Source organism: Variovorax sp. V213, assembly GCF_041154455.1.
Classification (GTDB): Bacteria; Pseudomonadota; Gammaproteobacteria; order Burkholderiales; family Burkholderiaceae_C; genus Variovorax.
The window spans coordinates 294814-311844 of record NZ_AP028664.1; the positions used below are offsets into that span (position 1 = coordinate 294814).

A 17031-nucleotide genomic window follows, 5' to 3' on the forward strand; every position below is an offset into this window, starting at 1 on the left:
CCCATGGGCGGCGGCCTGCTCGCCGGGCGGCGGCGAATCGCCACCGTGTTCCTGGCCTTTGCCTTCGCCTACTTTTTCTCGACGCTGGTGCGTGCCATCACGGCCACGCTCTCGCCCGTCCTCACTGCCGAGTTCGCACTCGAGTCGCGCGACCTCGGCTTGCTGGCCGGTGGCTACTTCCTGGGCTTCGCCCTCACGCAACTGCCCATGGGCACCTGGCTCGACCGCCATGGTCCCAAGCGCGTGATCGTCTGCTTCCTGTCGGTCGCCGTGGCCGGGTGCCTGCTGTTTTCGATGGCAACGCATTTTTCGCTGCTGCTGGCCGCACGTGTGCTGACCGGTGTCGGTGTGAGCGCCTGCCTGATGGCGCCGCTCACCGGCTACCGGCGCTGGCTGACGCCGCCGATGCAGCTGCGCAGCAATTCATGGATGCTGATGGTCGGCTCCACCGGTCTCGTCGGCGCGACCCTGCCGGTGCAGTGGCTCATGCCGTACCTCGGCTGGCGGCCGCTGTTCTGGCTGTTGGCGGCAGCGGTGCTGGTGTCGATGGCGCTGATCGCCTGGGCTGCGCCCGCGTGGCGCAATGACGACGCCGCAGCGGATGAGGCCGAAAAGGCAGGCAATTGCGAAGAGGCCGGCTACGCGGCGGTGTTTCGCGATCCTTTCTTTCGCAAGCTCGCGCCCATCGGCTTTTTCAACTACGGCGGTTTCGTCGCGATGCAGACGCTCTGGGTCGTGCCGTGGCTCACGCGCGTGGCGGGCTACACCCCCCAGCAGGCGGCCGGCGCGCTGTTCTGGATCAGCATCGCGCTGCTTGCGACCTACTGGCTCTGGGGCGTGGCCAACCCGCGGCTGGCGCAACGCGGCATTCCCGCCGCGCGTCTTTTGAGCTGGGGGCTGCCGCTCGGAATGCTCGTGTTCGCTCTTATTTTGATAGCTGGCGCCGCAGCGGGAACGCTGGCCTGGGCGGCCTTCTTATGCGCGACTACCGTGGTCACGCTGGCGCAGCCTGCAGTGGCGCTGGCTTTGCCGACGGCCCTGGCGGGCCGCGCGTTGTCGGCCTACAACCTGGTGGTTTTCGCAGGTGTCTTCGTCGTGCAATGGGGCGTCGGCCTGCTGATCGACCTGTTCACCCGGGCCGGGTTCGGCACGTTGGCGTCGTTCCGCGCCGCGTTGTCCGTCTTGCTGGCCTGCTGCGTTATGTCATATATCTACTTCCTTTGGGCGCCCCCGCATAATCGGCGCGTAGTCCTCCGACCCGCATGAACAGCATCCTCATCATCGCCCACTCACCGTTCGCGCAGGCGCTGCGGCGGTGCGCGCTGCATGTGTTCCCCGACTGCGAGCAGGCCGTCGTCGCACTCGACGTGCTGCCCAACGTCTCCCCCGAAGAAACGCTGGCCGCCGCCCGCATCACCCTGGAGCAGCAGCTCAATGCGCCGCGTTCGCAGGTGCTGGTGCTGGCGGACGTGTTCGGCGCAACGCCCTGCAACGTGGCCCAGAAGCTGGTGGACGGTGTCCGCTCGCGGCTGGTCGCGGGCGTCAACCTGCCGATGCTGCTGCGCGCGGTCACCTACCGCCACGAGCCGCTCGAAACGCTGGTCCAGCGCGCCATCGCGGGCGGCACGGCCGGTGTCATGCAGGTGGCCGTGGCAGCACCCCAGAATCAGGCGAAGAGAAAGCACAGTGATCAAGAAATCCGTGACCATCAGCAATAAGCTGGGCCTGCATGCACGCGCATCGGCCAAGCTCACCAAAATCGCAGGCAGCTTTCCCTGCGAAGTGTGGCTCTCGCGCGGCGACCGCCGCATCAATGCCAAGAGCATCATGGGCGTCATGATGCTGGCCGCCGGGCTCGGCTCGACCGTCGAGCTCGAGACCAATGGCGAGCAGGAGGACGAGGCGATGGACGCCATCATCCGGTTGATGAACGACAAGTTCGGCGAAGGCGAATGAATGTGGCCCCCACGCTCGGCACTGCAAGTCGTCGTTGCTCCCCGAGAGGGCTCGGCCGCCCTGGCGCGGCCCTGCGGCGGCCGATGAACTTCGGCAGGCGCCCATGACCTTCGCAGTCCACGGCCTCCCGGTTGCCCGTGGCATTGCCATTGGCCGCGCGGTGCTGGTGGTGTCCAGCCGCATCGACGTGGCGCACTACTTCATCAAGCCCGAGGAGGTCGACACCGAGATCGACCGGGTGCGCACGGCACGCAACGCGGTGGCCGACGAACTCGCCAAGCTGCAGACGAACGTGGCGCTGATGGGACCCAACGACGCACCGCACGAACTCGCGGCGCTGCTCGAAGTGCACCAGATGCTGCTGCAGGACGAGGCGCTGACCGGCGGCGTGAAGCACTGGATCACCGAGCGCCTCTACAACGCCGAATGGGCGCTGACCACGCAACTCGAAATCATCGCGCGCCAGTTCGACGAGATGGAGGACGAGTACCTGCGCGAGCGCAAGGCCGACCTCGAACAGGTGGTCGAGCGGCTGCTGCACCGCATGCAGGGCACGGCCGCGGTGCTCGCCCCCAGCCCGCCGCGCCGCAAGCGCTCCGCCTCCGAGGACGACGACGACCCCACCGCGGGTGACGGCATCGACGTGCCGCTGGTGCTGATTGCGCACGACCTTTCGCCGGCCGACATGCTCCAGTTCAAGAAGAGTGTGTTCGCCGGCTTCGTGACCGACGTGGGCGGGCGCACCTCGCACACCGCCATCGTCGCGCGCAGCATGGACATTCCCGCCGTGGTGGGCGCGCGCACCGCGAGCCAATTGGTGCGCCAGGACGACTGGGTCATCATCGACGGCGATGCCGGCGTGGTGATCGTCGATCCCTCGCCCATCATCCTGGCCGAATACGGGTTCAAGCAGCGCCAGGGCGATCTCGAGCGCGGGCGGCTTGCGCGCCTGCGCCACAAGCCGGCGGTCACGCTCGATGGCCAGCGCGTCGAGCTGCTCGCCAACATCGAGATGCCCGAAGACACCGTCGGCGCCGTCAAGGCCGGCGCGGTGGGCGTCGGGCTGTTTCGCAGCGAGTTCCTATTCATGGGCCGCGAGTCGCAGCGACAGACCCGCCTGCCCGACGAGGAAGAGCAGTACCAGGCCTACAAGCGCGCGGTCGAGGGCATGCAGGGCATGCCGGTCACCATCCGCACCATCGACGTGGGCGCCGACAAGCCCATCGACGGCAAGGCGGCCAGCAAGCAGGAGCACCTGAACCCCGCGCTGGGCCTGCGCGCCATTCGCTGGAGCCTGGCCGATCCGGCGATGTTTCTCACCCAACTGCGCGCCATCTTGCGTGCGGCGGCGCATGGCGAAATCCACCTGCTGATTCCGATGCTCGCGCACGCCAGCGAGATCCGCCAGACGCTCTCGCTGATCGACTTCGCGCGCACGGAGCTCGACAGCCGCGGCGCTGTCTACGGCAACGTGAAGCTCGGCGCAATGATCGAGATTCCCGCCGCGGCGCTCACGCTCAAGACCTTCCTGAAGTACTTCGATTTCCTGTCGATCGGCACCAACGACCTGATCCAGTACACGCTGGCCATCGATCGTGCCGACGAAGCGGTGGCCCATCTCTACGACCCCGCCCATCCGGCGGTGCTGAAGCTCGTGGCCGACACCATTGCCGAATGCCGCCGCCAGGGCAAGGGCGTGGCCGTGTGCGGCGAGATGGCGGGCGACGTGGCCTTCACGCGCCTCTTGCTCGGCCTGGGGCTGCGCAGCTTCTCGATGCATCCCTCGCGCATCCTCGCCGTCAAGCAGGAAGTGCTGCGCGCCGACACCGGCAAGCTCGAAGCCTGGGCCAAGAGCGTGCTCGAATCGGACGATCCCGCCGCCGCCCTGGCCGGATAGTTAGTTCTTCCGCACTCAATTCGCTCAGATGCAGGGCGAACTGACATAAAACGAAACATGCTGAAACTGCGGTGAAAGGACTTGCCGCGCGGCGGCAAGCACCATCAGGTCTCCTCTTCCACTATAGAAAGTAGAAAGGCCTGAAACATGAAGCCCCTCTCCCTCACGCAGATCGTCACCGTCGGCTCCTTTGCCCTGCTGGCCGCGGCCGGTGCCAAGGCTGAATCCTACGAAGGCGTCCAGCCTCTCGCATCGGCGATGAGCCGCGCCGAAGTCAACGCCGAGGCCGTCCGCACGGCCGCCGCGCCGGACCAGAACGTGGTGCGCGGCTCGCGCGGCGCCGAGACCATGGCCGTGTCGAGAGACCGCGCCGGCGTCGTCTACGAAGCCATGCGCGCCGCCGCCGCACCCGACCAGAACGTGACCTCGGGTTCGCGCGTGAACAGCAAGGTGATCTCGACGCTGCAGAACCCGCTCGATGCACGTGCCGCAGCCGCCGGCAACAGCAACAAGCTTTAAGACTCACGCCCGCCGCACACGCCCCGGGCCGCAAGGAACATCATGAAACACTGGATCAAACGCACTCTCTTCGGTTTCGCGGGCCTCGCGGTGGTGGCGGGCAGCATCGCCGGCTGCGCCGGCCATCGGCATGGCTGGGGCGGCGGCGACCCCACCGAGTTCCGCACCAAGATGGTCGAGCGCGTCGGCAGCAAGCTCGAACTCGACACCCTGCAAAAGCAGAAGCTCACCGCGCTGGCCGAGAAGCTGCAGGCCCAGCGTGAAGCGATGCGCGGCGCGGGTGGCGCGGGCGATCCGCGCTCGCAGTTCAAGGCGCTGTTCGCGGGCAACAAGCTCGATCAGGCCGGCGCCGCGCGGCTCGTCGACGAGAAGACCACGGCCGTGCGCAACGGCAGCCCGGAAATCATCGCGGCCGCCGCCGATTTCTTCGACAGCCTGAACGCCGCGCAGCAGCAGAAGGTGCGCGACTTCATGGACCGTGGCGGCCGCCGCTGGGGCCATCGTGGCTAGGCTTGGCTCACCCCCAGGCTTCGCGCACTTCGTGTCGCTTCGCCAACCCCCTGCAAGGGGGCGATACCTGCGGCCCGGCGAAGCCGGTTCCGCGGTATCCCACGACCAGGCAGTGGCGCCGACGGGTGGCGTGCGCCTGCTGCTGCGAGCGGAAGGCGTGGTGGTGCTCGCCGCGGCGCTGGCGGCTTATGCGCAGTTCGGCGCGGGCTGGGGCGTGTTCGCCCTGTGGCTGCTCGTGCCCGACCTCTCGATGCTCGGCTACCTCGCGGGCCCGCGCGTGGGCGCGGTGCTCTACAACGCGGCGCACTCGTACGCCGGCGCCGTTGCGCTGCTGGTGCTCGGCGTGCTCGCCGCGCTGCCATGGGCGGTGGCCGGCGGCTTGATCTGGTGCGCGCACATCGGCCTCGACAGGGCGCTGGGCTACGGTCTCAAGTACGCAGCCGGCTTCGGCGCCACGCACCTCGGCCGCATCGGGCGGGCCGATCCGTGGTGAAGGTCGCACGATGCTGCGCGCCGCGGTGGCTGGCCATCGAAATGACAATGGCGATGCAATGCCGGCGGGCCTGATCGTCAGCCAATTGTTCGCCAGGAGGCACAATCCCGCCATGCCGCGCATCCTGCTGATCGACGACGACGAACACCTCGCCGCGCCGCTGACCACCTACTTCGCACGCTTCGGCTGCACGCTCGAAAGCGCCGTGCGCCCGAGCGAAGGGCTCGCCAAGCTGCGTGCCGGCCAGTACGACGCCGCGATCCTCGACGTGATGCTGCCCGAGATGGACGGCTTTGCGCTGTGCCGCGAGATCCGCAAGGAGAGCGACATTCCGATCGTGATGCTCACCGCGCGCGGCGAGGTCATGGACCGCGTGGTCGGCCTGGAGCTCGGCGCCGACGACTATGTGCCCAAGCCCTTCGAGCCGCGCGAACTGGTGGCGCGCGTGCAGACCATCCTGCGGCGCCAGCGCAGCACGCCCGCCGCGGCGGCGGCCAACGGCAACAGCGCGCAGTACCGTGTGTTCGACGGCCTGTCGATCGACCTCGACCGTCGCCAGGTGCTGCGACATGGCGAGCGCGTGGAACTCACAGGCACCGAGTTCGAGCTGCTCGCGCTGCTGGCGGCCGAGCCCGGCAAGGTGTTCAGCCGCGACGACATCCTGAACCGCCTGCGCGGCCATGAAGCCGAGCTCTACACCCGCGCGGTCGACATCGTGGTGAGCCGCCTGCGCAAGAAGCTCGAGCCGCTGGATTGCATCAAGACGCTGCGCAACGCCGGCTACGCGCTGGCCGTCGCGCGCAGCGAGCCCGCATGAGATCTGCGAGGAGAGGCTGGCGCAAGGCGTGGCGCGAAATGGCCTGCCGCCGCGCGCAGCTGCACAGGCAATGGCACGAGCAGTGGCACGAGAAGGTGCAGGGCAAGCGCCGCTGGCGGCGTTCGCTGCGCATCCGGCTCGTGATGATGTTCCTGCTGCTGGCGATGGTGATGGCTGTGGTGTTCATGGGCGGCATGAAGAAGTCCTTCTCCACCGGCTGGGCCGAGGCCGCAAAGCCCATGCTGGTGGACTACGCCGACCGGCTCGTCGCCGAGATCGGCACGCCGCCCGACATCGCGCGCGCACAGGCGCTGGTGAGCCGGCTGCCGATCACGATCCGCATCGTGGGCCCCAAGGTCAACTGGGATTCCAACCCCGGCGGCCTCAACGGCCGCGGCGGCTGGATGCACAACCTCGACGAGGAGCCGCTGAACGACAAGTGGTTCATCCGTCCGACGGCCGACGGCCACCGCGTCATCTTCGGCTGGGCGCCCAAGCTCTGGCAGCTTGCGCCGCGCGCGGCGGGCTGGGCCACGCTCTGCGCGCTGCTGCTGCTCATGGTGCTGGGCTATGTCTATGTGAGCCGCCTGCTGCGGCCACTGATCGACATTCGCGAAGGCGCACAGCGCTTCGGCCGCGGCGAGTTCACGCAGCCCATTCCAATCCGCCAGAACGACGACCTCGGAGACCTTGCGGAGCACATCAACACCATGGCCGACGACATCCAGGCCATGCTGGATGCCAAGCGCGGCCTGCTGCTGGCGCTGAGCCACGAACTGCGCTCGCCGCTCACGCGGGCCCGGCTCAATGCCGAGCTGCTGCCCGCCACGCCCGAGGGCGCGGCCGAGCGCGAGGCGCTGCTGCGCGACCTGAACGAGATGCGCGACCTGATCAGCGACCTGCTGGAAAGCGAGCGCCTCGCAAGCCCGCATGCGGCGCTGCAGCGCGAGCCGGTCGACCTGGCCATGCTGGTGCGCGAAATCGTCGCCGAGATGCCGGGCGCGCAGAACGTGCACCTCGACCTGGCGGAAGGCCTGCCGGCGCATTCGATCGATCGCATGCGCGTTCGCCTCCTGGTGCGCAACCTGCTGGACAACGCATTGCGCTACAGCACCGGCGCGCCCCGGCCGCCGTGCGTGTCGCTGCGGGCCGTGGTGGACGGCAAGGTTCAGGGGGTCGAACTCGAGGTGCGGGACCATGGCCCCGGCGTCGACGAAGCGCAACTGGAGCGGCTGACCGAGCCCTTCTACCGCACCGACGGCGCGCGTGCGCGTGCCACCGGCGGCGTGGGGCTCGGCATGTACCTGTGCCGGCTGATCGCCGAGGCGCACGGCGGGACATTCGTGGTTCGCAACGCGCATCCCGGCCTGCAGATCATCGTGCGCATGTAGGGTTCGCTCGCGGTGTCTTGCGCTGTCACCTGCGCTACCAGCCGACGCGCAATGCGGGGCTACGATGCGCGTCCGTGCCAGCGCCCGTCAATCAAGGAGACACCATGAGCAGCTCACTCACCAACCACCAGGTCCGCCTCGCCAAGCGTCCAGAGGGCACGGCCACCCGCGAGAACTGGCGCTTCACCACCGAGCCCGTGGGCGAGCCGGCCGAGGGTGGGGTGCTGGTCAAGACGCTGTCGCTGTCGCTCGATCCCGCCATGCGCGGCTGGCTCAACGATGCCAAGAGCTACATCCCGCCCGTGGGCATCGACGAGGTGATGCGCGCCGGCGGCGTCGGCCGGGTCATCGCCTCGAAGAATCCGCAGTTCGCCGTCGGCGATACGGTCTACGGCATGCTCGGCGTGCAGGAATACATCCTGATTCCGCAAGACCAGATCAAGCGCAACGGCCTCGTGAAGATCGATCTGAATGCCGGCACCATCGGCCAGTGGCTCAACGTGCTCGGCATGCCGGGCATGACCGGTTACTTCGGCCTGATGGACGTGGGCCAGCCCAAGCCCGGCGAAACCGTGGTCGTCTCCGGCGCGGCCGGCGCCGTGGGACAGACGGTGGGGCAGTTGGCCAAGCTCAAGGGTTGCCGGGTCGTCGGAATTGCCGGCGGTGCCGCCAAGTGCGACTGGGTGGTGAAGGAGCTGGGATTCGACGCCTGCATCGACTACAAGGCCGGCGCCGCGGCGGTGCGCGACGGCCTCAAGACCCATTGCCCGAAGGGCGTGGACATCTACTTCGACAACGTCGGCGGAGAGATCCTCGACGCAGTGCTGGCGCGGCTTGCACGCAAGGCCCGCGTGATCATCTGCGGCGCCATCAGCCAGTACAACAACGCCAACAGCATGCCGGGCGCCGGTCCGAAGAACTACCTGAGCCTGCTGGTGAACCGGGCACGCATGGAAGGCATCGTGGTGTTCGACTACGCCGACCGGTTCCATATCGCCGTGGCGGAACTCGCCGGCTACCTGAAAGATGGCCGCATGAAGAGCAAGGAGGACGTCGTGAAGGGCCTCGATACCTTCCCCGAGTCGCTCAACAAGCTGTTCGCGGGGGAGAACTTCGGCAAGCTGATCCTGCAGGTGGCCGAAGACTGAAGCCGGCTCAGGGCTCGCTGGGGCGCATCGGGATGTCGCCCATCGCGTCATCCTCGCGCAGGCCTCGGGCGGCCTTGAGCGTTTCGATCGACAGGCCGTCGCCGTGGCCGGCGAAGCCCTTGGCAACGCCTTCGAGCACCGTTGAGAGGCCGACCTCGCCGTCGGCTCGGGCGTCCATGCTGATGTTGAGCACCCGGGCCGCCATTTGCCGATAGCTGATGGCGCCCGCGCCTTCGAGGGCCGCTACCAGGTCGAGGTACAGCGCCAGGTTCAGGTCGAACACCAGCTTGGGCGTGATCTCGAATTCATCGGTCTTGTTCTTGTTATCCATGGGGTGGGGCTCCTTTTTTCCGAAGCCTCCACTCTAGCCACAAACCATGCACCGGTGTCGTCGGACACGGGCGTATTCAGCGCGCTCGCGTGCCCATCACCGCGGCCGAGATGATCAGCCCGGCCGCGAGCCCGATGCTCCAGGTGAGGGGGCGCCCGGTCACGGCCAGCAGCAGCGCGGTGGAGCCCAGCGGCGTGATGTAGCTCAGGATGCCGATCTGCCGTGCGTCCCCGCGCTTGAGCGCCATGTCCCAGACGAAGAAGGCCGCACCGAGCGGACCGAGGCCGCACAGCGCGACCAGCAGCCAGTCTTTTGCGGAGAGCATGGCCGGGGTCTCGAGCAGTGCATGGCAGACGAGCGACAACGCGCCCGAGACCAGGCCGAACAGGCCGATGGCGGAGGTCGGGAACGCCGCCACGCGCTTTGTCCAGAGCGAATAACTGGCCCAGATGAATGCCGAGCCCAGCGCCGGAAGGAAACCCCAGTACCCGGCCACGGCGACCGGGTTGGATGCGGAGCCATCGCGTGCACCGAGGATTGCGATTGCTGCGCCCGCGAAGCCCAGCGTGGCGGCAACCAGATGCAGCGGCCGCAGCGACACGCCCGGCAGCAGCGCTGGCGCCAGCACCACCATGAAGAGCGGCCATAGGTAGTTGACCAGGTTGGCTTCCACGGGCGGGGCATGCCGCAGCGCGATGAACAGCAGAAAGTGGAAGCCGAACAGGCCGTAGATGCCCAGCGCCAGCGTGCGCGGCGATACGCTCCAGGCGCTGCGGTCGCGCAACACGAGCGGCCAGCTCGGGATGCTGCCGATGATCAGCGCGAGGCCGGTCAGCAGGAACGGCGGCAGGTGCGAGAGCGCGGTGCCGAGCGAGGCGAGCGTGGCCCACAGCGCGATGGCGGCAAGGGCAAGAAGCGTGGGCGACATTGCACCGAGCTTAAGCGGCGCCATCGTCGCGCGGCGCCGGTGAATCGTCGCGGGGCGACGACGTGGTCTTGCCCGTCGTTCAGTTGCCCAGCCTGCGCAATGCCGCCGTAAGCGCGGAGGGCGAACGGTAGCCGGTACGGCGCGCCGTTTCCGCGACGCCCATGCCGGCCAGGCGCAGTTCGCGGGCATGCGCGAGCCGCAGCGTGCGCAGCCAGTGCATTGCGCTCACGCCCTGCTCGTCGCGGCAGCGTTGTGCAAACTGGCTGGGGCTCAGGCACGCCACGCCTGCGAGATCGGCAACGCCCAGCGGCTCGTGCCAGCGCGCCCGGGCCCAGGCCGCGAGCGCGGTCCAGTCGATGCGCCGGCTTCGCGCAGGGGCCGGCGCGGCCGCACCCCAGGCTTCGAGCAGCAGCGCAGGGCCATGCTGCAGCGTCGACACGAAAGCGTCCGGGTGCTGCGCGCACTGCGCGAGGTACTGCGCCAGGGCTTGCAGCCGCGAAGCATCTGCGGGCGCGCGCTCGGCGCAGCGCGCCCACATCGGGTGGGTGGTGTCGAGCACGAGGCACCGGCTGCCGCTGCGGGATTCGAAGTCATGCCGGTCGCCGGGCACCACGACCTGCGCCTCACCGGCGCCGACGCGCGCGCCGCGGCCTTCCACTTCGAGTTCGAGCACGCCGGCCAGGCCGATCAGCACCTGGAAGTGGTCATGCGCGTGGCTGCCGCGCGAAGCGCCGTACTCGCGCAGCGAAAGGCTGTGCGGTTCGGCGCGAGGGTGCATTGCTGGGGTTCGCATGGCAGGATCGAATTGTCGTTCCGTGCTCCGCGGCTGTCATCCCAGCCGCAGCAGCAATGCGGAAGCCGCGCACACCAGCAGGAAGGGAACGCTGATGCGGTGGAACTCGCGCAGGCCATGCGGCAATCTGGCGAGCCGCAATGCGATCAGGTTGGCCAGCGAGCCCAGCACGCACCCGAAGCCGCCCACGCTCACTCCCGCGGCCAGTGCCGGCAGATCGCGCACGTGGCCGTCGAGCAGGATCGCCGCAGGCACGTTGCTGATGAATTGCGAAGCGACGATGGCGGCCAGGTAGGCGCGCCATCCCTCGGTGATGGGCCAATGGTTCAGCAGCGCCACGACGGCGGGCAGCTCGGCCAGCTGCCGCAGATCCACGAACATCAGCGCAATGATCGCGAGCAGGGCCCAGTCGATGCCGCGCAGCACGCGCGGATACGAGACCAGGAACACCGCGAACACCACGCCCAGTCCCGCCAGCAGCCAGTGCCGGTCGAGCGCGACCACGAAGCCGACGAACAGAACCCCTGCCAGTGCCAAGAGGCGCGGCTGCACCGGCGCGGCCTCGGCCTCGGGCTTCAGCGCGATGGGCGTGCGCGGCACCAGCAGCCAGACCGCCGTGAAGAGCCAGAACAGCATCACGGCCACGGTCGGCAACATCATTCCCATGAAGGCGACGAAGCTCTCGCCCGAGCGATGCCACAGGTAGAGGTTCTGTGGGTTGCCGATGGGCGTGAGCGCCGAACCCGCATTGACGGCCAGCGCTTCGAGCACCACGAGCCGCGCGAGCGGAAGGTGCGCCTGGTTGGCAAGCACGCGCGTCAGCGGCACCAGCAGGAACAGGCTCACGTCGTTGGTCACCAGCGCGGAGAGCAATGCGGCACTGGCGGTCAGCAGCAGCGCCAGGCTGCGCTGGCTGTGCGTGCGCGCGAGCAGGCGCTGGGCGGCGGCCTGCAGCATGCCGCTCTTTTCCACGCCCTGGGTGATGGCGAGCAGGCCCGCAAGCGCGCCCACGGTCTGCCAATCGACCAGCTTCAGCCAGTCCATGGGCGCACGCGGGCGCAGGAAGGCGAACAAGACCGCCACGGCGGTCAGCAGCCACAGCAGGCCGTTGCCGCCGCCCTCCTCGGACGGCGCCGCTGCCCGCGCTTCAGTGGCCGACGAGTTCACGCAGTTCGCGCTTGAGCACCTTGCCGATGGCGCTGCGCGGCAGTTCGTCGATGAAGCGCAGGCGCGCCAGGCGCTGCGTCTTGCCGAGCTGGGCGTTGGCCCATTGCAGCAGGGCGTCTTCGGTAGTGCCGTCGCCTTCACGGCGCACCACGAAAGCCACCGGCGTTTCGCCCCATTGCTCCGACGGCACGCCGACCACCGCGACGTCGGCCACGGCGGCATGGCCTTGCAGCACCGTCTCGAGGTCGCTCGGATAGATGTTGAAGCCGCCGCTGATGATCATGTCCTTCTTGCGGTCGAACAGCGTCAGGAAGCCGTCGGCGTCGAAGCGGCCCACGTCGCCCGTGCGGATGAAGCGCTTGCCGCTCGCGTCGAACCATTCGGCCTCGCGCGTCTTGGCGGGCTGGCGGTGGTAGCCGGTCATCATGCCGGCCGAATGGCCCACCACCTCACCCGCAAGTTCGGTGTTGCCGCGCGGAATCTCGTGGCCGTCCTCGTCGATCAGCCGGATGTCGCTGCCTTCGGCCGGGCTGCCCACCGTGTGCAGCTTGTCGGGATGCAGATGGGCTTCGAGAATGCAGGTGCCGCCGCCTTCGGTCATGCCGTAGAACTCGATCAACCCGCCGGGCCAGCGCTTGAGCACGTCGGCCTTGAGCGCGGCATTGAAGGGCGCGCTGGTGCTGAACTTGTAGCGGAACGACGAGAGGTCGTGCGCGTCGAAACGCGGATGCGCCATCAGGCGCCGGTACTGCACCGGCACCAGCATCGTGTGCGTCACGCGGTGCTTTTCGGCCAGTTGCAGGTAGCCGAGCGCATCGAACTTCGGCATCAGCACCACGCAGCCGCCGAAGGCGATGGTGGGGAAGAACACCACCAGCGTGGTGTTGGAATAGAGCGGGGTGGACAGCAGCGTGACGGTGTCGGGGCCGTATCCGTACTTGGCGCCGCGCTGCACGTGGGCCCAGCGCATGCCGTGGCCCTGCACGATGCCCTTGGGCTCGCCGGTGGTGCCCGAGGAATAGATGATGTTGAAGGGCCAGGAGGGCTGCGTTTCGACGGCGCTCGGCCGTGTGCCCACGGGGATCAGCCAGCTCTCGAGGCTCTGCCCGGCAGCGGAACCGTCGAGCGCCACGTGCGGAATGCCGCCTTCCTTCGGGGCGCCGACGACCTCGGCCGCCGAGGCGTCGGTAAAGAGGATGCGTGCATCGGCATCCTCGATCATGCGCGCCAGGCTGGCGGTGGTGGAGCCGGGCGCGAGCGGCGTGACCGCGACGCCCGCGCGCAAGGCACCCAGGAACACTGCCGCGTAGTTGACCGAAGAAGACGCACACACCGCGATCGCATCGCCGGGCTTGAGCCCTTTGCGCTGCAGGCTGGCCGCGATACGGTCCATCAGCGCGTCGAGGGCGCCGTAGGTCAGGCTTTGCTCATTGTCGACCAGCGCAATGCGCCGGGGCGCTTGCGTTGCGTGCTCGTGAACCAGTTGGGCGATGGTGCCGAACTCCTGCATCGTGTTCATGTCTGACTGTGCCTGGTTACGTCGCCGACGGCCTCTCCTACGGCGTGAATGATGTATTCGATTTCCTCGTCGCTGAGCATCGGGTAAAGCGGCAGGGCCAGCGAGCAGCGGGCCAGCCGCTCGCTGTGCGGCAGCGTGCTCTCGCCTCGCCAGCGCCCCAGCGCCTCGTGCAGGTGCAGCGGCTGTTCATAGTAAACGCGAGTGGCGATTCCCTTTGTCGCCAGTTGGACCGCCAGCGCGTTCCGCTCGTGCGGGCCGTGCAGGACAACGACGAAATAGTTCCAGGCATGGCCTGCGGCGTCGCGTGGCAATTGCATCGGGCACTTGGCCCATGCCGCCAGATAGCGCGCGGCGATGGCGCGGCGCCGCGCAATGGCGGCAGGGAAATCATCCAGCGCCACATGAAGGAGACACGCCTGCAATTCGTCCATGCGGCTGTTCTGGCCGAGGCAAGTGTGCAATCCGTTCTGGTACCCGTGGTTGCGCAGCAGGCGCGCCTTCTCGGCATGGCGCGGGTTCTTGAAGGCCAGGGCTCCCGCGTCGCCGGCGGCGCCCAGGGTCTTGGTGGGGTAGAAGCTCATCGCCGATGCGTCGCCCCAGCTGCCGGCGGGTTGCGCGCGTCCGTCCGCGCCGCAAGCGCTGGCACCCAGGCACTGGGCCACGTCCTCGATCAGATACAGCTGCTCGTCGCGGCAATAGGCGGCCAACTCGGGCAGGCCGGTGGGATCACCGAAGAGTCCGACCGCGAGAACGGCGCGGGTGCGCGGCGTTTTCGCATTCCGGAAATGCGCGAGTGGCACCAGAAAATCATCGGCGGCACTGTCGACGAACACAGGCCGCGCACCGGCAGCGATCACCGCTTCGGCGCAGGCCGCAAAGGTGTAGGAAGGAAGCAGAACTTCGTCTTCCGGATGCCCTCCGGCCGCGCTGCCGACGCCCAGACTCTTGAGGGCGAGCAGCAGTGCGTCTGAACCCGAACTCACGGCCACCACCTCGCGCCGTTGCAGCAAGTCCGACAGCCGGGCCTCGAATGCGCTGACCCGTGGACCGAGGACATAGATGCCGCTGCGCAACACCGTGGCACACGCCTGGACAAGTCGTTCGGCCATGGGTTCGACGCATGCCGCCGAACGGAACAACGGAATCTTCATGCGTGCAGCACCTGGGACGCGCGGATGACCGCGGCAAGGCCGTCGGCGCCGGAGGCAATGCGCCTGCCGTTGCCCTGCACGGCATGGCGAAAATCCCGGTACTGGCGCGCCAGCGCATCGTCGCCGCCCGCCATCGCGCGGTGGGGCTTGCGCAGGTCCAGCACGTGTTGCCGTCCGCCGTTGCACACCTGCAGCCGTGCGGCGGGAGGCATGCTGCCGTAGCCACTCTCCAGCTCCGCGACCAGGCCGCCCAGGCGCACCTGGACACGGGCGCTGCGCACGTCGATCCGCCGACTGATCACTTGCAACTGCGCGTCCGCCGGAATGGCGCAGAGCCAGGCGAGCAGGTCGAGATCGTGCACCATCAGATCCAGCACGCTGTCCACGGCGCTCGCCTGGCGGCAGGAAAAGCGACGGAATCGCAGAAAAGGATGAGCGCTGTCCCGATGACGCAAGGCGGCGCGGCGTATCCACGACAGCGCGGCCGCATCGAACGCCGGATTGAAGCGTTCGATGTGTCCTGTGCTCAGGACGACGCCACATTGCTGCGCCATCCGAAGCATCTGTACGCCGTCCCGCCGGTCGATGCAGAGTGGCTTTTCGACCAATACGTGGCAGCCTCGCCGCATGAGCGCCATCGCCACTTCGGCGTGTGTTCCGTCGCTGGTTGCGACCGTGGCCGACTCGATGCCCGGCGGCAACTCGTCTATGCCGGACAACAGCGGCAATGCCGCAAGGTCGGCGACGGGCCTGGCCGCGGGAGAGCTGTCCACCACGGCGCTCAGACGGAAGCCTGGCAGGCTTGCGAGCTTGCGCGCATGGGTGCTGCCGAAACGACCCAGGCCCACGAGGGCATGAGTCAAGTCGGGGGTAGCGAGAGCGATCTCCGCTTCGGCTTCGTCGCCGCAGGAGGCCGCCGAGCCTTGATCGACCGAGGGCGTCGTGAAGGTCATGGAGGACGCAGCGGGTTCCGCAAGCGCGCAGATGCCTGTCGCCGAATCAGCTGTTGCCCTGCAATTCATAGCCGAGCTGGATCAGGAGGGCGCCCGCGACGCGTTCGAAGCGCTGTACTTCCTGGCCGCTCATCGTCTCGCGCCAGGAGCCGATGCGCCCCGTGCCCGGTCGCTCCATCGTTCTGCGTTGCTGGTGCAGGCGCTGCGCATGGCTCACCACGAAACTGCCATCGAGCGAGACGCGCGCCCGATGTTCCTCGAGCCGCCTGGGGGCGCGCTCCTGATGGTTGAGCAACTGATTCGACCATGGCAGTTCCAGGAACTCGCACAGGCGGCGCAGCACCGGTTCAGGCCGTGCCACCAGGTCTTCGTAGAAGACCTCGGTGTAGTGGGCGCAAGCGGAACCGGCGTTGCGGGCCGCTTCGACGCGATCGGCCCAGGCGCGCGCCAGTACTTCGGGTTCGTGGCCCGGTGAGAACCACTGCTGGCGCCATGACGCCGCCACGTCACGGCCGTCGCGAATGAGGTGGACAAACCGGGCTTCGGGCAACAGCGCGGCGATCGTTCCGACGTGAAGCGAATAGTCCGGCGTCTTTTCGCCCCAGCGCGACTTGTCGAAGCGCTGCGCGTAAAGCCGATAAAAGGCGCGCAGTCCATCGGCCACGGTGAAGGGTTCGAGCGCCTGCACGGCTTCGGCGAGCGCTTCGCGTGCGAGGCCGAAGTCCTGCCAGTTGGGTGCACCCGGCGGATAGGCGGTGATCGTTTCGAGAAAGCGGGCGCGAAGATCGCCGTCCGATTGGCCCAGCGCCGAAACTGCCGCAAGGAAGCTGGTTTCGGGCGGAATCGCGAGGTCTGGATGGGCATCGAGCATCAGCCGCAGCAGAGTCGTGCCCGAACGCGGTGCACCCACGACGACCGGCATTGGAGGATGTTTGCTCATGCGGTCAAGTCTCCGATCAGGTCAAGCAGTTTGCCCACGGCGGGCTGCAGCCCCATTCGCATGGGATCGATCGCGAGCCTGGGCGCCTCCGGAGCCTCATAGGGCGCGCTGACGCCGGTGAATTGGTCGAGCTCGCCTTGCCGGGCCTTGCGATAGAGGCCCTTGACATCCGCCGCCTCGCACACCTCCAGCGGGGTGCTGACATGGATCTCCAGGAAGCGCCGAGTCCCGACGATGAAGCTCGCGTGCGCCCGGTCCACTCGAAGGGGGGAGATCAGCGCCGCCACGACGATCAGGCCGGCATCATTCATCAGCCGGGCGACCTCGGCGGTCCGGCGGATGTTTTCGCTGCGCGCGTCCGGATCAAAACCCAGGTCGCGGTTCAGCCCACGGCGCAATGCGTCGCCGTCCAGCACGGCGCAGCGGCGGCCGCTGTCGTTCAGCGCTTGCGCCAGCGTTCGGGCCAGGGTCGTCTTGCCTGCTCCGCTCAGGCCGGTGAGCCACAGGGTAGGAGGCAG

Annotated in this window: 18 protein-coding genes and 1 pseudogene; 10 read left to right on the forward strand and 9 right to left on the reverse strand. The window is 68.1% G+C overall.

Translation table 11 applies throughout. The features are described from left to right. Positions 1-3 precede the first annotated feature (3 nt). From ACAM55_RS01500 to ACAM55_RS01545, 10 genes are all read left to right on the forward strand, one after another. Positions 4-1266, forward strand: coding sequence for an MFS transporter (locus ACAM55_RS01500; protein WP_369656483.1), 1263 nt, complete (start codon positions 4-6; stop codon positions 1264-1266). Then, entirely contained in the window at positions 1263-1718 is a 456-nt protein-coding gene (locus tag ACAM55_RS01505) for a PTS sugar transporter subunit IIA (protein ID WP_055807946.1), read from the forward strand. The genes ACAM55_RS01500 and ACAM55_RS01505 overlap by 4 nt, the downstream gene beginning before the upstream one ends. Continuing rightward, complete coding sequence (locus tag ACAM55_RS01510) at positions 1687-1956, forward strand: HPr family phosphocarrier protein (protein ID WP_369654350.1); 270 nt, start codon at positions 1687-1689, stop codon at positions 1954-1956. Before ACAM55_RS01505 ends, ACAM55_RS01510 begins: the two co-directional genes overlap by 32 nt. 103 nt (positions 1957-2059) lie before the next feature. Next, entirely contained in the window at positions 2060-3853 is a 1794-nt protein-coding gene (ptsP, locus tag ACAM55_RS01515) for a phosphoenolpyruvate--protein phosphotransferase (protein WP_369654351.1), read from the forward strand. Positions 3854-4000: 147 nt separating this feature from the next. Beyond that, positions 4001-4372 (forward strand): DUF4148 domain-containing protein, encoded by a 372-nt coding sequence (locus tag ACAM55_RS01520; RefSeq protein WP_369654352.1) that lies wholly within the window; start codon positions 4001-4003, stop codon positions 4370-4372. A 42-nt stretch (positions 4373-4414) separates the two neighbouring features. Beyond that, positions 4415-4882, forward strand: a complete 468-nt coding sequence (locus ACAM55_RS01525) for a Spy/CpxP family protein refolding chaperone (RefSeq protein ID WP_369654353.1) — start codon at positions 4415-4417, stop codon at positions 4880-4882. A 31-nt stretch (positions 4883-4913) separates the two neighbouring features. Next, a complete protein-coding gene (locus ACAM55_RS01530; protein WP_369654354.1) occupies positions 4914-5375 on the forward strand; it encodes a DUF4260 domain-containing protein in 462 nt (153 codons plus the stop codon). A 112-nt stretch (positions 5376-5487) separates the two neighbouring features. Continuing rightward, positions 5488-6192, forward strand: coding sequence for a response regulator transcription factor (locus ACAM55_RS01535; RefSeq protein ID WP_369654355.1), 705 nt, complete (start codon positions 5488-5490; stop codon positions 6190-6192). A gap of 38 nt (positions 6193-6230) precedes the next feature. Beyond that, complete coding sequence (locus tag ACAM55_RS01540; protein ID WP_369654356.1) at positions 6231-7583, forward strand: ATP-binding protein; 1353 nt, start codon at positions 6231-6233, stop codon at positions 7581-7583. 104 nt (positions 7584-7687) lie between these two features. Continuing rightward, positions 7688-8731, forward strand: coding sequence for an NADP-dependent oxidoreductase (locus ACAM55_RS01545; protein ID WP_369654357.1), 1044 nt, complete (start codon positions 7688-7690; stop codon positions 8729-8731). A 7-nt stretch (positions 8732-8738) separates the two neighbouring features. Here ACAM55_RS01545 and ACAM55_RS01550 read toward each other — a convergent pair whose 3' ends face one another. From ACAM55_RS01550 to cysC, 9 genes and pseudogenes are all read right to left on the reverse strand, one after another. Beyond that, the gene (locus tag ACAM55_RS01550) at positions 8739-9062 is read right to left on the reverse strand and encodes a hypothetical protein (protein WP_369654358.1); all 324 of its coding nucleotides are present in this window, start codon (positions 9060-9062) and stop codon (positions 8739-8741) included. Positions 9063-9138: 76 nt separating this feature from the next. Further along, complete coding sequence (locus ACAM55_RS01555) at positions 9139-9990, reverse strand: DMT family transporter (protein WP_369654359.1); 852 nt, start codon at positions 9988-9990, stop codon at positions 9139-9141. Positions 9991-10069: 79 nt separating this feature from the next. Further along, positions 10070-10783, reverse strand: a complete 714-nt coding sequence (locus tag ACAM55_RS01560) for an AraC family transcriptional regulator (RefSeq protein ID WP_369654360.1) — start codon at positions 10781-10783, stop codon at positions 10070-10072. Positions 10784-10819: 36 nt separating this feature from the next. Next, on the reverse strand, positions 10820-11950 hold the full coding sequence (locus tag ACAM55_RS01565; protein WP_369654361.1) for an SLC13 family permease: 1131 nt from the start codon (positions 11948-11950) through the stop codon (positions 10820-10822). Continuing rightward, positions 11931-13469: a class I adenylate-forming enzyme family protein gene (locus ACAM55_RS01570; protein WP_369654362.1), complete on the reverse strand. Its 1539-nt coding sequence runs from the start codon at positions 13467-13469 to the stop codon at positions 11931-11933. Before ACAM55_RS01570 ends, ACAM55_RS01565 begins: the two co-directional genes overlap by 20 nt. Beyond that, the gene (locus ACAM55_RS01575) at positions 13466-14620 is read right to left on the reverse strand and encodes a DegT/DnrJ/EryC1/StrS family aminotransferase (RefSeq protein ID WP_369654363.1); all 1155 of its coding nucleotides are present in this window, start codon (positions 14618-14620) and stop codon (positions 13466-13468) included. The genes ACAM55_RS01570 and ACAM55_RS01575 overlap by 4 nt, the downstream gene beginning before the upstream one ends. Continuing rightward, positions 14617-15573 (reverse strand): Gfo/Idh/MocA family protein, encoded by a 957-nt coding sequence (locus ACAM55_RS01580; RefSeq protein WP_369654364.1) that lies wholly within the window; start codon positions 15571-15573, stop codon positions 14617-14619. Before ACAM55_RS01580 ends, ACAM55_RS01575 begins: the two co-directional genes overlap by 4 nt. Before the next feature lie 46 nt (positions 15574-15619). Then, positions 15620-16513 (reverse strand): sulfotransferase, encoded by an 894-nt coding sequence (locus ACAM55_RS01585; protein WP_369654365.1) that lies wholly within the window; start codon positions 16511-16513, stop codon positions 15620-15622. Further along, positions 16510-17028: pseudogene (cysC, locus tag ACAM55_RS01590) on the reverse strand (adenylyl-sulfate kinase); the annotation flags it as partial. The pseudogene cysC and the gene ACAM55_RS01585, both read right to left, overlap by 4 nt. Positions 17029-17031 lie beyond the last annotated feature (3 nt).

What these genes read in the sequence shown, in the direction of transcription:
- ACAM55_RS01500 (WP_369656483.1), top strand. Translation starts at nt 4, where the DNA reads ATGGGCGGCGGCCTGCTCGCCGGGCGGCGGCGAATCGCCACCGTGTTC.
- ACAM55_RS01505 (WP_055807946.1), top strand. Translation starts at nt 1,263, where the DNA reads ATGAACAGCATCCTCATCATCGCCCACTCACCGTTCGCGCAGGCGCTG.
- ptsP (WP_369654351.1), top strand. Translation starts at nt 2,060, where the DNA reads ATGACCTTCGCAGTCCACGGCCTCCCGGTTGCCCGTGGCATTGCCATT.
- ACAM55_RS01520 (WP_369654352.1), top strand. Translation starts at nt 4,001, where the DNA reads ATGAAGCCCCTCTCCCTCACGCAGATCGTCACCGTCGGCTCCTTTGCC.
- ACAM55_RS01525 (WP_369654353.1), top strand. Translation starts at nt 4,415, where the DNA reads ATGAAACACTGGATCAAACGCACTCTCTTCGGTTTCGCGGGCCTCGCG.
- ACAM55_RS01535 (WP_369654355.1), top strand. Translation starts at nt 5,488, where the DNA reads ATGCCGCGCATCCTGCTGATCGACGACGACGAACACCTCGCCGCGCCG.
- ACAM55_RS01540 (WP_369654356.1), top strand. Translation starts at nt 6,231, where the DNA reads ATGGCCTGCCGCCGCGCGCAGCTGCACAGGCAATGGCACGAGCAGTGG.
- ACAM55_RS01545 (WP_369654357.1), top strand. Translation starts at nt 7,688, where the DNA reads ATGAGCAGCTCACTCACCAACCACCAGGTCCGCCTCGCCAAGCGTCCA.
- ACAM55_RS01550 (WP_369654358.1), bottom strand. Translation starts at nt 9,062, where the DNA reads ATGGATAACAAGAACAAGACCGATGAATTCGAGATCACGCCCAAGCTG.
- ACAM55_RS01555 (WP_369654359.1), bottom strand. Translation starts at nt 9,990, where the DNA reads ATGTCGCCCACGCTTCTTGCCCTTGCCGCCATCGCGCTGTGGGCCACG.
- ACAM55_RS01560 (WP_369654360.1), bottom strand. Translation starts at nt 10,783, where the DNA reads ATGCGAACCCCAGCAATGCACCCTCGCGCCGAACCGCACAGCCTTTCG.
- ACAM55_RS01570 (WP_369654362.1), bottom strand. Translation starts at nt 13,469, where the DNA reads ATGAACACGATGCAGGAGTTCGGCACCATCGCCCAACTGGTTCACGAG.
- ACAM55_RS01575 (WP_369654363.1), bottom strand. Translation starts at nt 14,620, where the DNA reads ATGAAGATTCCGTTGTTCCGTTCGGCGGCATGCGTCGAACCCATGGCC.
- ACAM55_RS01580 (WP_369654364.1), bottom strand. Translation starts at nt 15,573, where the DNA reads ATGACCTTCACGACGCCCTCGGTCGATCAAGGCTCGGCGGCCTCCTGC.
- ACAM55_RS01585 (WP_369654365.1), bottom strand. Translation starts at nt 16,513, where the DNA reads ATGAGCAAACATCCTCCAATGCCGGTCGTCGTGGGTGCACCGCGTTCG.